This is a genomic window from Serratia sp. SM04 (assembly GCF_040280225.1).
Taxonomy (GTDB): Bacteria; Pseudomonadota; Gammaproteobacteria; order Enterobacterales; family Enterobacteriaceae; genus Serratia; species Serratia sarumanii.
On sequence record NZ_JBEOQT010000021.1, the window covers coordinates 366,856 to 379,971 of the forward strand.

The 13,116-nt window shown below is 60.7% G+C and carries 13 protein-coding genes; 5 read left to right on the forward strand and 8 right to left on the reverse strand.

Features of this window, described 5'->3' with window-relative positions; all coding sequences use genetic code 11:
* The first annotated feature begins 1 nt into the window (after nt 1).
* A complete protein-coding gene (locus ABTW55_RS16175) occupies nt 2–1,327 on the forward strand; it encodes an ATP-binding protein (RefSeq protein WP_060422053.1) in 1,326 nt (441 codons plus the stop codon).
* Nucleotides 1,328–1,402: 75 nt separating this feature from the next.
* Here ABTW55_RS16175 and crr read toward each other — a convergent pair whose 3' ends face one another.
* From crr to cysZ, 5 genes are all read right to left on the reverse strand, one after another.
* A complete protein-coding gene (gene crr, locus ABTW55_RS16180; RefSeq protein WP_004936467.1) occupies nt 1,403–1,912 on the reverse strand; it encodes a PTS glucose transporter subunit IIA in 510 nt (169 codons plus the stop codon).
* Between the two features lie 49 nt (nt 1,913–1,961).
* Nucleotides 1,962–3,689 carry a phosphoenolpyruvate-protein phosphotransferase PtsI gene (gene ptsI / locus ABTW55_RS16185; protein ID WP_004936461.1) on the reverse strand — a complete coding sequence of 576 codons (1,728 nt, stop codon included), beginning with the start codon at nt 3,687–3,689 and terminating at the stop codon, nt 1,962–1,964.
* Between the two features lie 46 nt (nt 3,690–3,735).
* Complete coding sequence (ptsH, locus tag ABTW55_RS16190; protein ID WP_033635455.1) at nt 3,736–3,993, reverse strand: phosphocarrier protein Hpr; 258 nt, start codon at nt 3,991–3,993, stop codon at nt 3,736–3,738.
* Nucleotides 3,994–4,391: 398 nt separating this feature from the next.
* Nucleotides 4,392–5,360 (reverse strand): cysteine synthase A, encoded by a 969-nt coding sequence (gene cysK / locus ABTW55_RS16195; protein ID WP_060422050.1) that lies wholly within the window; start codon nt 5,358–5,360, stop codon nt 4,392–4,394.
* A gap of 185 nt (nt 5,361–5,545) precedes the next feature.
* Nucleotides 5,546–6,304, reverse strand: a complete 759-nt coding sequence (cysZ, locus tag ABTW55_RS16200) for a sulfate transporter CysZ (RefSeq protein ID WP_033635453.1) — start codon at nt 6,302–6,304, stop codon at nt 5,546–5,548.
* Nucleotides 6,305–6,525: 221 nt separating this feature from the next.
* On the opposite strand from cysZ, the gene zipA reads away from it, so the two are divergent.
* From zipA to ABTW55_RS16215, 3 genes are all read left to right on the forward strand, one after another.
* A complete protein-coding gene (gene zipA, locus ABTW55_RS16205; protein ID WP_041036178.1) occupies nt 6,526–7,542 on the forward strand; it encodes a cell division protein ZipA in 1,017 nt (338 codons plus the stop codon).
* Between the two features lie 79 nt (nt 7,543–7,621).
* A complete protein-coding gene (gene ligA / locus ABTW55_RS16210) occupies nt 7,622–9,643 on the forward strand; it encodes an NAD-dependent DNA ligase LigA (protein ID WP_047571072.1) in 2,022 nt (673 codons plus the stop codon).
* Complete coding sequence (locus tag ABTW55_RS16215; protein WP_004936441.1) at nt 9,643–9,858, forward strand: DUF3820 family protein; 216 nt, start codon at nt 9,643–9,645, stop codon at nt 9,856–9,858. Before ligA ends, ABTW55_RS16215 begins: the two co-directional genes overlap by 1 nt.
* A gap of 26 nt (nt 9,859–9,884) precedes the next feature.
* Here ABTW55_RS16215 and ABTW55_RS16220 read toward each other — a convergent pair whose 3' ends face one another.
* Nucleotides 9,885–10,883: a bile acid:sodium symporter family protein gene (locus ABTW55_RS16220; protein WP_060422047.1), complete on the reverse strand. Its 999-nt coding sequence runs from the start codon at nt 10,881–10,883 to the stop codon at nt 9,885–9,887.
* Between the two features lie 96 nt (nt 10,884–10,979).
* Between ABTW55_RS16220 and ABTW55_RS16225 the strand changes: the two genes are divergently transcribed.
* Nucleotides 10,980–11,900: a LysR family transcriptional regulator gene (locus ABTW55_RS16225; RefSeq protein ID WP_060422044.1), complete on the forward strand. Its 921-nt coding sequence runs from the start codon at nt 10,980–10,982 to the stop codon at nt 11,898–11,900.
* A gap of 1 nt (nt 11,901) precedes the next feature.
* On the opposite strand, the gene ABTW55_RS16230 is transcribed toward ABTW55_RS16225, so the two are convergent.
* Both ABTW55_RS16230 and ABTW55_RS16235 read right to left on the reverse strand, forming a co-directional pair.
* Complete coding sequence (locus ABTW55_RS16230; protein ID WP_060422042.1) at nt 11,902–12,369, reverse strand: FlxA-like family protein; 468 nt, start codon at nt 12,367–12,369, stop codon at nt 11,902–11,904.
* Between the two features lie 52 nt (nt 12,370–12,421).
* On the reverse strand, nt 12,422–12,970 hold the full coding sequence (locus tag ABTW55_RS16235) for a nucleotidyltransferase family protein (protein ID WP_033649834.1): 549 nt from the start codon (nt 12,968–12,970) through the stop codon (nt 12,422–12,424).
* Nucleotides 12,971–13,116 lie beyond the last annotated feature (146 nt).

Here is a 13,116-nt window from a genome sequence, read left to right on the forward strand (position 1 = left end):
TATGCGCGGAAGACTGTTCTGGAAAATTTTACTCGGCTTTTGGCTGACTTTCCTCATCATGACGCAGGCGCTGTGGGTGGCGTTTTCTCTCTATGGCGATCGCTATGTGCCGCCGGAGAACGCCATGGCGCGGCGGGTGATCGGCCTGCAGCTGACCTCTGCCGCCACCCAGTTGCGCAGCGGTGGCATGCCGGCGCTGGAAGCCCTGATGCGCGATTGGCCCGAGGACGACAGGCGTTTGCTGTCGGTGACGCCGATGACCCAACCGCCGCCGCCCGCGCCGGAAGAACCGGCGTTTGAAGGGCGGCGGATGCCGAAAGAGATCTCTGCCTGGGTGCAGACCGGGGAAGGGCAGGGATACTGGCTGAGCTATAACGTGCGCGGGCTGCGGGAAGAGTATCGGCCGGAGCGGCGTTCCCACTTCTTCAACATTCCTGCGCCGATGCTGTGGGTCGGCGGGCTGGGCGGTTTGCTGTTCAGCGCCGTGCTGGCCTGGAACCTGACCCGGCCGATGCGTCAGCTGCGCGGCGGCCTGGACCGGGTGGCGCAGGGCGATCTCTCGGTACGGCTGTTTCCGAAAATGCGGCGCCGCCATGACGAGCTGTCCGACGTGGCGCGCGATTTCGACACCATGGCCGAGCGGCTGGAGCTGCTGGTTAGCGCCCGCGAGCAGCTGTTGCACGACGTTTCGCATGAGCTGCGTTCGCCGCTGGCGCGCCTGCAGCTGGCGATCGGTCTGGCGCGGCAGAATGCCGGCAATGTCGAAACCTCGCTCAAGCGCATCGAACACGAGTCGGGGCGGCTGGACAAAATGATCGGCGAGCTGCTGGCGTTGTCGCGTACCGAACACAGCAGCCTGCCGGACGAAGAGTATTTCGATCTCTATGGGTTAGTGGACGCGGTGGTGAGCGATGCGCGCTACGAGGCGCAGGTGCCCGGCGTGGATATCGTGCTGCAGGCCGAGTCGGACGTGGAGTACACCGTCAAGGGCAATGCGGAGCTGATGCGGCGTGCGGTGGATAACATCGTGCGCAATGCGCTGCGCTTTTCCAGCCACGGCCAGCGGGTGACGGTAGCGCTGACGCGCGTCGATAACCAGTTCCAGATCGCCGTCAGCGATCAGGGGCCGGGGGTCGAGGAGGCGAAGCTGTCGAGCATCTTCGATCCGTTCGTGCGCGTGAAGTCGGCGCTGTCGGGCAAGGGCTACGGCCTGGGGCTGGCGATTACCCGCAAGGTGGTGCTGGCGCACGGCGGCCAGGTTGAGGCGCGCAACGGCGATAAAGAAGGCCTGGTCATTACCCTGCGTATCCCGCGCTGGCCGTCATAACGTAGCGAAATCGGGATACGACGAAGGGGATAAAAAAACGGCGCCGAGGGCGCCGTTTTTCTTGCTCATTCGCGATTACTTCTTGATGCGGATGATCGGGGTTTCGCCAACGGTCACGCTGCCGGACAGTTTGATCAGCTCTTTGATCTCGTCCATGTTGGAGATAACGACCGGCGTCAGGGTAGACTTGGCTTTCTCTTCCAGCAGAGGCAGGTTGAACTCGATAACCACGTCACCTTTCTTGACGCGCTGGCCTTCTTCGGCGATGCGTTTGAAGCCTTCGCCTTTCAGTTCTACGGTATCGATGCCGAAGTGGACGAACAGCTCAATGCCGCTGTCGGATTCGATAGAGAATGCATGGTTGGTTTCGAAAATCTTACCGATGGTGCCGTCAACCGGAGCAACCATTTTGTTGCCGGCCGGTTTGATGGCGATACCGTCGCCAACGATTTTTTCAGCGAACACTACGTCCGGCACATCTTCGATATTGACGATTTCGCCAGAAAGGGGAGCGACGATCTCGATAGTGCCCGTGTCTTTCTTGTCATCAGAAACCAGAGATTTCAGTTTATCGAACAAACCCATGATCTTCTCCTAAGCATTAAATTGGGCGGCGTTCCAGTGTCGTGGAAGTTTAGCAGAGCGTTTTTTCTTCGATGAATTTATTGACGCAATTCATCAGGTCTTGTGCCGTTGGCTGTGCCAAGGCCTGCGCTGCCAACGCCTTCACATCTTCGAAATTCGTGTTACGAATAATTTTCTTGATGCGCGGGATTGAAATCGCACTCATGCTGAACTCATCCAGCCCCATGCCCAATAACAACAGTGTAGCACGCTCATCGCCAGCCAGTTCGCCGCACATGCCGGTCCACTTGCCTTCCGCGTGAGATGCATCAATAACCTGTTTGATCAGGCCTAGCACTGATGGGGACATCGGGTTATAGAGATGAGAAATCAGCTCGTTGCCGCGATCTACCGCCAGAGTATACTGGGTTAGATCGTTTGTCCCAATACTAAAGAAGTCGACTTCTTTCGCCAGGTGGTGAGCGATGACCGCCGCAGCCGGTGTTTCCACCATCACGCCCACTTCGATGCTCTCGTCAAACGCCTTGCCTTCTTCGCGCAGCTGCGCCTTCAGCGTCTCGATTTCGCCTTTCAGATCGCGCACTTCTTCCACGGAGATGATCATCGGGAACATGATGCGCAGTTTGCCGAACGCCGAGGCGCGCAGGATGGCGCGCAGCTGGGCGTGCAGGATTTCACGGCGGTCCATCGCGATGCGGATGGCGCGCCAGCCGAGGAACGGGTTCTCTTCCTTCGGCAGGTTCATGTACGGCAGGTCTTTGTCGCCGCCGATGTCCATGGTGCGGACGATCACGGCCTGCGAGCCCATGGCTTCCGCCACGGCTTTATAAGCCTGGAACTGCTCGTCTTCGGTCGGCAGCGAGTCGCGGTCCATGAACAGGAATTCGGTACGATACAGGCCGACGCCTTCCGCGCCGTTGCGCTCTGCACCCGCGACGTCGCGCACGGTGCCGATGTTGGCGCAGACTTCAACCTGATGGCCGTCCAGCGTAATCGCCGGCAGGTCCTTCAGCTTGGCCAGATCGTTTTTCTCGGTGATGTATTGGTTCTGGGCGGCTTTCAGCTGATCGATAACGTCAGCGGTCGGGTTAACGTAAATCTGGTTGTTAACCGCATCCAGAATCAGGTAGTCGTCGTTCTTCACCTGCTTGGTCACGTCGCTGGTGCCGACGATCGCCGGCAGCTCCAGGGAGCGCGCCATGATAGAGGTGTGGGAAGTCCGGCCGCCGAGATCGGTAATGAAGCCCAGCACTTTGTCCAGGTTCAACTGCGCGGTCTCGGACGGGGTCAGATCGGTGGCCACCAGGATCACTTCGTCCTGAATGGAGCCCAGATCGACGATCGGCATGCCCAGAATGTTTTGCAGCAGGCGCTTGCCGATGTCGCGCACGTCGGCGGCGCGTTCTTTCAGGTACTCGTCGTCCAGCTCTTCCAGCGCTTTCGCCTGACCTTCGATCACGGTGTAGGCGGCGGCGTCTGCGGAGGCCAGATCGTCTTTGATTAGGGCTATGATTTCCTGCTCAAGCTCTTCGTCTTCCAGCAACATGATGTGGCCTTCGAAGATAGCTTCCTTCTCTTCGCCGAAGGTTTCGCCAGCTTTGGTCTTGATCGCTTCCAGCTGTTCGGACGCTTTCGCGCGGCCGGCCAGAAAACGCGAGACTTCCTGCTCTACTTGATCAGCAGAGATTTTCTTCCGGTTGATGACGATGTCGTCTTCTTTCAGCAAGAGAGCCTTACCAAAAGCGATGCCCGGTGATACTAAAATGCCTGAAATCATAACCCTACCTTACTCTTGACTGGTGTTAACTAAAAAGACGGGCCGATTACTCAAGCTCTGCCATCAGTTTTACCAAGTGCTCAACGGCTTTCTGCTCGTCTTCACCTTCAGCGGAGATTGTCACTACGGTCCCTTGAGTCAGCCCCAGAGTTTGCAGTTTGAACAGGCTTTTAGCGCTGGCGCTTTTGCCGTTGGAGGTCACGGTGATGTCAGACGCGAAGCCTTTGGCTTCTTTAACGAACTGAGCGGCAGGGCGAGTATGCAGACCATTCGGAGCGGTAATAGTAACTTCTTGCTGGAACATTGATGTTTCCCCAACTTATTGGATTAATGTTGTGGAGCTAAAGTTTAGCCCAGGGGCCTGACTTTAGCTTGTCTGGTTATAGCGCCTGACTATGGACAGGGGCGAACGTTGATGCAACAGAAAACGACGCGTTAGGCACTTCAGATCAAAAAACTCGGCTTTAGACGTCGTTCCAATCCGCTCCCCATTATGCCCGATTCGCCGCGTCGGCGACAGATGAGTAAATCGATTCAGCCTTGACCGGGCTCAGGGGGGATTAATTTTGCGCATCGAAATAATGCACCGTTAAATACTAAAGCCGGCGGGCAAAAGCAATCTTGGACTGCTATAAAGTTTGATCCAGTCCACAAAAAAGCACCCCGCAGGGTGCTTTTTTAGCGATTTGTGCAGTGGCGGAATTACTGCTGCAATTCCTGCTCGGTGAACAGATCGGCGAACAGCGCGGTGCTCAGGTAACGTTCGCCGGAAGAGGGCAGGATCACCACGATGGTCTTGTCGGCGAACTCCGGTTCTTCGGCCAGTTTCACCGCCGCCGCGACCGCTGCGCCTGAGGAAATGCCCGCCAGGATGCCTTCTTCGTCCATCAGGCGGCGCGCCATGCTGATGGCCTCGTCGTTGGAGACTTTCTCGACGCGATCCACCAGATCCAGATCGAGGTTGCCCGGAATGAAGCCGGCGCCGATGCCCTGGATCTTGTGCGGGCCCGGTTTCAGCTCTTCACCGGCCAGCGCCTGGCTGATGACCGGCGAGTCGGTCGGCTCGACCGCCACGGTGGTGATGGCCTTGCCTTTGGTGTTCTTGATGTAGCGGCTGACGCCGGTCAGCGTGCCGCCGGTGCCGACGCCGGAGATGAATACGTCGACGTCGCCGTCGGTGTCTTCCCAGATTTCCGGGCCGGTGGTTTTTTCATGGATCGCCGGGTTGGCCGGGTTGCTGAACTGCTGCAGGATCAGGTAACGGTTCGGATCGGTGGCGACGATCTCTTCGGCTTTGGCGATGGCGCCTTTCATGCCTTTCGCCCCTTCGGTCAGCACCAGATTGGCGCCGAGCGCCTTGAGCAGCTTGCGGCGCTCGATGCTCATGGTTTCCGGCATGGTCAGCGTCAGCTTGTAACCGCGCGCGGCGGCAACGAAGGCCAGCGCGATGCCGGTGTTGCCGCTGGTCGGCTCCACCAGCTCTTTGCCGGCGGTCAGCACGCCGCGTTGTTCCGCATCCCAAATCATATTGGCACCGATGCGGCATTTGACGCTGAAGCTCGGGTTGCGTGATTCAACCTTGGCCAGAATGCGTCCGTTGCCGATACGGTTCAGACGAACCAGCGGCGTATGGCCGATTGTTAATGAGTTGTCTTCATATATCTTGCTCATAGCCCGTCCTTTAACTCTATGAAAATGTGGGGAACATCGAAAGCATACGCTAACAGTACCGGCAGGGAAGTAAAGAATTGGTATATCTATATGTTATTAGGAAATAAGTTTTAAGCACAATGATAAGGGCGCGAAATGCGCCCCCTGTCGAAAATTCCCGCGCTATCGGCGGTAAAAAGCGGCGGTTATCGGACGAACTGTGAGCGGTAGCGATCGACCCACATGGCGGTGGCGCCGCAGACGGCGACCGGCAGGATCACAAGGTTGAGGATCGGGATCATGGTGAACAGGCTGACCAGCGCGCCGAACTGCAGGTTAGCGGGTTTGTGCTGGCGCAAGGCGCGGCGCATGTCGGCAAAGCTCACCTTGTGGTTGTCGAACGGGTAGTCGCAATACTGGATCGCCAGCATCCAGGCGCTGAACAGGAACCACAGCACCGGCGCCACCGTCTGGCCGATGCCGGGCACGAAGTACAGCGCCAGCAGCAGCAGCGCGCGCGGCAGGTAATACATCAACTTGCGCCATTCGCGCGCCATGATGCGCGGCAAATCTTTGGCGATGCCGAGCAGGCCGGTGTCCGGCAGCGGTTTGCCGGTCAGGCTGCCTTCGAGCTGCTCGGCCAGCAGGCCGCAGAACGGCGCGGCGATCAGGTTGGTGATGGTGCTGAACAGATAGCTGAACACCAACAGCACCGAAATGACCGCCAGCGGCCACAGCAGGTAGCTCAACCATTGCAGCCAGTCGGGAACGTGGCTCATCATCGCCGGGATCCAGTCGCCGAGTTGGCTGAACAGCCACCAGAAAGCGGAACCCATCAGCAGCACGTTGACCAGCAACGGCAGGACCACATAGCGTTTAATCCCCGGGCGCGAAATCAGGCGCCAACCCTCGGCGAAATAGTGAATGCCGCTGGTCGAACGGGAAGGGGGCTGCGTATAGGACATATCTTAAGTTATCTCGTTGTCTGAACAGGCATCATTATCATATAGGGATGATTTTCCACTGGCTAGGGTAGGGTTGGCTGAAAAACCAGCAGAAAAAGGCAGTATAATCATCTTTATTGGCATAAAGTTCAGCACGGACTTGCACTTGTGTGCGCGGGCAAATAGAGTTAAAGAGTGAATGTTTGCCGCGGTGGCAATGTATTGGAACAACAGAGATAGCAATGATGCAGGATTTGCGTCTGATATTAATCGTTGTTGGCGCGATCGCCATAATAGCGCTGTTATTGCACGGTCTGTGGACCAGTCGCAAAGAACGGTCAGCGCTCTTCCGCGATCGCCCAGCCAAACGTTCCCAAAAGGAACGTGAACAAACTCCGATCGACGATCTCGAAGAAGGCGTCGGTGAGGTGCGCGTACGCGCCGCTCACCCGCAAGACGAGCCGTCATTCGGCCATTTCGATGCCGCACGCGAAGAACCCGTGGCCGCGCCGAAGCCCGCTCCGGCGGCTGCGCCAGCGCCCCGCGCCGTTCAGCCGGCTGCCCATCAGACGCCGCCTCCGCTGTCTCAGCGGCCGGAGTATGATGACATCCTGCTGAACAACTACGCGCCGGACGAAGAACCGGCCGAACCGCAGCAACCGCAACCGGCCGCGCGCCGTGAGCCGCGCGTCGACGATCTGCCGCATGAACATGAGGCGCCGCAGGTGGCGGAACCGGCATTCCACGCCGAGCCGGCCCCTGTGCAGCCAGCGCCGGAAGTGAAGCCTGCGCCGGAACCTGCACCGCAGCCGGCGGCTGCGCCAATTCAGGCTAAACTGAAAGAGACCGTGCTGGTGCTGCACGTCGCGGCCCACCAGGGCGGCGTGATCGGCGGCGAAGTGCTGCTGCAGAGCGTGTTGCAGGCCGGCTTCCAGTTTGGCGAGATGGGCATCTTCCACCGCCATATCAGCCCGGCCGGCAGCGGCCCGGTGCTGTTCAGCCTGGCGAACATGGTCAAGCCGGGATCGTTCGATCCTGACATGATGTCCGACTTCTCCACGCCGGGCGTGTCGATGTTCATGATGGTGCCGTCTTACGGCGACGCCAATCAGAACTTCAAGCTGATGCTGCAGTCGGCACAGCGCATCGCCGACGACGTGGGCGGCGTGGTGCTGGACGACGAGCGCCGCATGATGACGCCGCAGAAGCTGGAAACCTACAAAGCGCGCATCCGTGAAGTGTTGGAAAACAATGCCTGACCGGGTTGCCGCGCGCACTGAACATCCGTAACAACAAAGCCCCCGCTAGCCGGGGGTTTTTTATCTTTGATGGTGAGCCATGGAATCGATAATCCAACAAATCAATCAACTACGAGCCACACTGCGCCATCATGAATACCAGTATCATGTGCTGGATGCGCCGGAAGTGCCGGATGCGGAATATGACCGCCTGATGCGCGAACTGCGGGAACTGGAGAGCGCGCATCCTGAGTTGGTCACCGCCGATTCACCGACCCAGCGCGTGGGCGCTGCACCGCTGGCGGCGTTTGACCAGGTGCGCCACGAAGTGCCGATGCTGTCGCTGGACAACGTGTTCGACGAAGAAAGCTTCCTGGCGTTTTACAAGCGCGTGCAGGACAGGCTCAAAAGCAGCGATCCGCTGACCTTTTGCTGCGAGCTGAAGCTGGACGGCCTGGCGGTCAGCCTGCTGTACGAAGACGGTGAGCTGGTGCGCGCGGCGACGCGCGGCGACGGCACCACCGGCGAAAACATCACCTCCAACGTGCGCACCATTCGCGCCATTCCGCTGCGCCTGACCGGCGACAACATCCCGCGCCGGCTGGAAGTGCGCGGGGAAGTGTTCATGCCGCAGGCCGGTTTTGAACAGATGAACGAAGAAGCCCGGCGCAAAGACGGCAAGGTGTTCGCCAACCCGCGCAACGCCGCCGCCGGCTCGCTGCGCCAGCTCGATCCGCGCATTACCGCCAAACGCCCGCTGACCTTCTTCTGCTACGGCGTCGGCCTGTTGGAAGGCGGCGAACTGCCGCGCAGCCACTTTGAGCGCCTGATGCAGTTCAAGGCCTGGGGCCTGCCGGTCAGCGATCGCGCCCAGCGCCGCACCGGCAGCGAGGAAGTGCTGGCGTTTTATCGCCAGGTCGAGCAGGACCGCGCGCAGCTCGGTTTCGACATCGACGGCGTGGTGATCAAGATTGACGACATCGATCTGCAGGAAACGCTGGGCTTCGTGGCGCGTGCGCCGCGCTGGGCGACGGCGTTCAAATTCCCGGCGCAGGAGCAGATCACCGTAGTGCGCGAAGTGGAGTTTCAGGTTGGCCGCACCGGCGCGATTACGCCGGTGGCGCGCCTTGAGCCGGTGCTGGTGGCCGGGGTGACCGTCAGCAACGCCACCTTGCACAACGCCGATGAAATTGAGCGTTTGGGGCTGCGCATCGGCGATACGGTGATCGTGCGCCGCGCCGGCGACGTGATCCCGCAGGTGGTGGGGGTGCTGGAAGACCGCCGGCCACAGGATGCGCGCGAAGTGGTGTTCCCGCTGCACTGCCCGGTGTGCGGCTCCGACGTTGAGCGCGTGGAAGGCGAGGCGGTAGCGCGCTGCACCGGTGGTCTTATCTGCGGCGCGCAGCGCAAAGAGGCGTTGAAGCACTTCGTTTCCCGCCGCGCGCTGGACGTTGAAGGCATGGGCGACAAGATCATCGAGCAGCTGGTGGACAAAGAGTACGTGAAGAACCCGGCCGATCTGTTCCGCTTGTCCGCCGGCATTCTGACCGGCCTGGATCGGATGGGGCCGAAATCGGCGCAGAATCTGGTCAATGCGCTGGAGAAATCCAAGCAGACCACCTTCGCTCGTTTCCTGTATGCGCTGGGCATTCGCGAGGTTGGCGAGGCGACCGCCGCCAACCTGGCGGCGCATTTCGGATCGCTCGAGAAGCTGTTCGCCGCCGATATCGAGGCGCTGAAAGAGGTGCCGGACGTCGGCGAAGTGGTGGCCAAACACACCCGCAATTTCCTTGATGAAGCGCTCAATCAGCAGGTGATCAACGAGCTGGTGGGCGCCGAGATCGGCATTCACTGGCCGGCGCCGGTGGTGGTGGTCGCCGAAGAGATAGACAGCCCGTTCGCCGGCAAAACCGTAGTGCTGACCGGCTCGCTGAGCCAGCTGTCGCGCGACGAGGCCAAAGATCGCCTGACGGCGCTGGGCGCCAAGGTCAGCGGCAGCGTGTCGAAGAAAACCGATTTGGTGATCGCCGGCGAAGCGGCCGGCTCCAAGCTGGCGAAGGCGCAGGAGCTGGGTATCGCCGTGATCGACGAAGCGGAGATGATCCGCCTGCTGGGTGACTGATGGAAAAGGAAAACCTGCTGGAGATCGCCAATACCGTGATGCCGTTCGGCAAGTACCAGGGGCGGGTGCTGATCGATCTGCCCGAAGAGTACCTGCTGTGGTTCGCCCGCAAGGGCGAATTCCCCAAAGGCAAGCTCGGCATGCTGATGGAGATGACGCTGGCGATTAAAATCGAAGGGCTTGACCACCTGGTCAAGCCGCTGAAGAAAAGTTGAACTGACGGGCCCCGGCCCGTCTTTTTTTACCCGCGCGACGCCTGCGCGTTGGCGTTGGGTACCGTCTGTTGCGCCCGCTGCTTGCGCTGATACCTTTTCGCCAGCACCGCACAGGTCATCAGCTGCACCTGATGGAACACCATCAGCGGCAGCACCATGATCCCCACCGTCGCCGCCGGGAACAGGATATTGGCCATCGGAATGCCGTTCGCCAGGCTCTTCTTCGAGCCGCAGAACACGATGGTGATCTCGTCCGCCTTGCTGAACCCCAGCCAGCGCGCCATGTAGGTGTTCACCACCAGCACGATCGTCAGCAGCACGATGCTGCCGCCGACGATAAACGCCAGCGAACCGATCCCCACCTGATGCCAGATGCCGTGTGTGACCGCCTCGCTGAAGGCGGCGTACACCACCAGCAGAATCGAGGTCTGGTCGGTTTTGCCGATCAGCGGGCGATGGCGCTCGATCCAGCCGCCGATCAGCGGCCGCAGCAGGTGGCCGGCGACGAACGGCACCAGCAGTTGCAGCACGATCGAGCCCACCTGCCGCAGGCTGCCGGTATCGCCGTGCACGTTCATCAGCAGGCCAACCAACAGCGGCGACACGAAGATCCCCAGCAGGCTGGAGGCGGAGGCGCTGCACACCGCCGCCGCCACGTTGCCGCCCGCCAGCGAGGTGAAGGCGATGGCCGACTGCACGGTGGCGGGCAGGATGCACAGGTAGATGAAACCGGCGTACAGCTCGGGGCTGACGTCGATCGGCGCCCACCAGGCGAACAGCATCCCCAGCGCCGGAAAAATGATGAAGGTGCTGAACATCACCCACAGATGCAGCCGCCAGTTATTGCTGCCGGCCAGGATGGCCTCGCGCGACAGCTTGGCGCCGTGCATGAAGAACAGCAGGGCGATGGCGGCGATGGTCAGGACGTTGAGCCAGCCGACGAACTCGCCGCGCGCCGGCAGGAAAGAAGCCAGCAGCACGGTGGCGATCAGCGTCAGGGTAAAACGATCGGGCAGGAATCTCATGGCGATGCGCTCGGGTAGAAAATCGATGGGGCTATTCTCCCGCGTGGGCATATAATAATTAAATTGATTTATTTAATTTATATATGAATAAAACACATGAATTACTCACTCAAACAGCTGCGGGTGTTCGTCGCTGTCGCCCGCCACGGCAGCTTCAGCCGCGCCGGCGAGGCGATCGGCCTGACGCAATCGGCGGTCAGCCACAGCGTGAAAGAGCTGGAGGCGGAGGTCGGCGTGCGCCTGCTGGATCGCACCACGCGTGAAGTGGTGTTGACCGACGCCGGCCTGCGGCTGGCCAACCGGGTCGAACGGCTGCTGGACGAACTGCAGGCCGCGTTGCTGGATGCGCGCAGCTTTGGCGTACAGCGCAGCGGCACGGTGCGGGTGGCGACCAGCCAGACCATTTCCGCCCACCTGATGCCGCAGTGCATCGCCGCCGGCGAGCGTGAATACCCGGAGATCCGCATCATGCTGCGCGATCAGGCGCAGCAGCAGGTACTGCACAGCGTGCGCAACGCCGAGGTGGATTTCGGCATCGTGGTCGATCCGTTGCAGGCGGTGGATCTGGAGTGCGAAGCGGTGCTGCATGAACCGTTCCTGCTGCTGTGCCGCGACGACCACCCGTTTGCTGCGCAGCAAGAGGTGCGTTGGTCGGCGTTAAACGGCTGCCGCCTGGTGTTGCAGGATTACGCGTCGGGCAGCCGGCCGTTGATCGACAGCGCGCTGAGGCAGCAGGGCGTCGAGGCGCAGGTGGTGCAGGAAATCGGCCATCCGGCCACGCTGTTCCCGATGGTGGCGGAGGGGATTGGCATCAGCATCTTCCCGGCGTTGGCGCTGCCGCTGCCGGAAGGGGGGCGGCTCCGGGTGCGGCGGCTGGTGCCGGAGATCAACCGCGCGCTGATGCTGGTGCGGCGTAAAAATCGCTCGCTGACGCCGGCGGCGGAGGCCATCTGGCAGGTCGCGCGTCAGCAGGCGGCGCTGCTGCACCAGCGCCGGCAGGAAAACGCGGAATATTGACTCAGATATAGACGTCCACCGCGTTGAGCGGCGTCGGGCGGTTTACGCCGTCGCCGGCTTGCGCCGCGGCTTTTTCCATTTGCTCCTGCTGCTGCTTTTCCATTTCTTCTTTCTGGATGCGCGCGATCTCGGCCTGCAGCATCTTGATCTGCGCTTCGATCAGCTGTTTCTGCTTCTCGATCTCTTTGGGATCGGCGCTGGAGTCCTTCAGCTCCACCAGCTTTTGCTGCAGAGCCTGAATCTGCCGGTTCAGCGCCTTGATGCGCGCCGAGGCGCGGCTTTCGTTGAGATTTGCCGGTTCGTCATTGCCGTTGGCGCCTTCGTTTTTCTTCGCCTTGCCGCCTTCCGGCTGGTTGTTGACCGGTTTGGCCATCAGCAATTCGCCCTGATGGCCCGGCGCGCTGAAGACGTTGCTGACGCCGGGAACGGTATTTTTGATCGGTACGATCATGGTGATGCTGGTCGACATGGATGCTCTCCCTGAGTCGGTATATCGCTGTTCAGGGTATCGGCAGTGGCGGCTAAATCTTTACCTGCCGCAGGCGCGGCCAGCGCTGCAGCCAGCCTTTGTCGAGCACCCGCTGGGCATAGGCAGCGCGATCGCCGTTTTTCACGTTGAAGGTGATGGTGTCGCCGAACAGCGCCGCGAGCCCGAAGGGAGCCACCAGCGTGAGGCTGTCGTCGGCGTTCAGGCGCGCGCCGATCGCCGTTTCCACTTCGGTCCAGAAGCTGATGGCCTCTTCGCTGTTGCGGTAAGGCGCCCGGCCGCCGCGCAGATGCATGCGCGCCTGATTCTTGACCGACCACGGCTGCGGCAGCCATTGCTGCAGCCGCGCCTCCAGCATGCGATCGCGCTCGGCGTCCGCACGCTCCGCATCGAAGTGGATCACGTCGATATCGTTGAGCGGCGTGGGCTCCACATAGCCGTGGCGCCGATCCCACACCAGATTGCGTACGAAGCCGGCGCCGAGGCACCAGTCATTCAGGCCGAGCCGGCGCACGGTGCGCAGGGCGGCCATGCGCGCGTCATCTTGTTGCAGCCAGTCGATAATTTGCCGTTGCGGATCCATCACCCCTCCTGTTTTCGCGGCTACTGTAACCCGAAGCGGCTGCGGGTGAAATGGCGGGAGGCGTGATGACGGCGATCGCAGGCAAATTAATTTTCTTCTCTCACTGACTACACTTGGTGCAGGGCTTTTATCTCGTCACTCGGGGC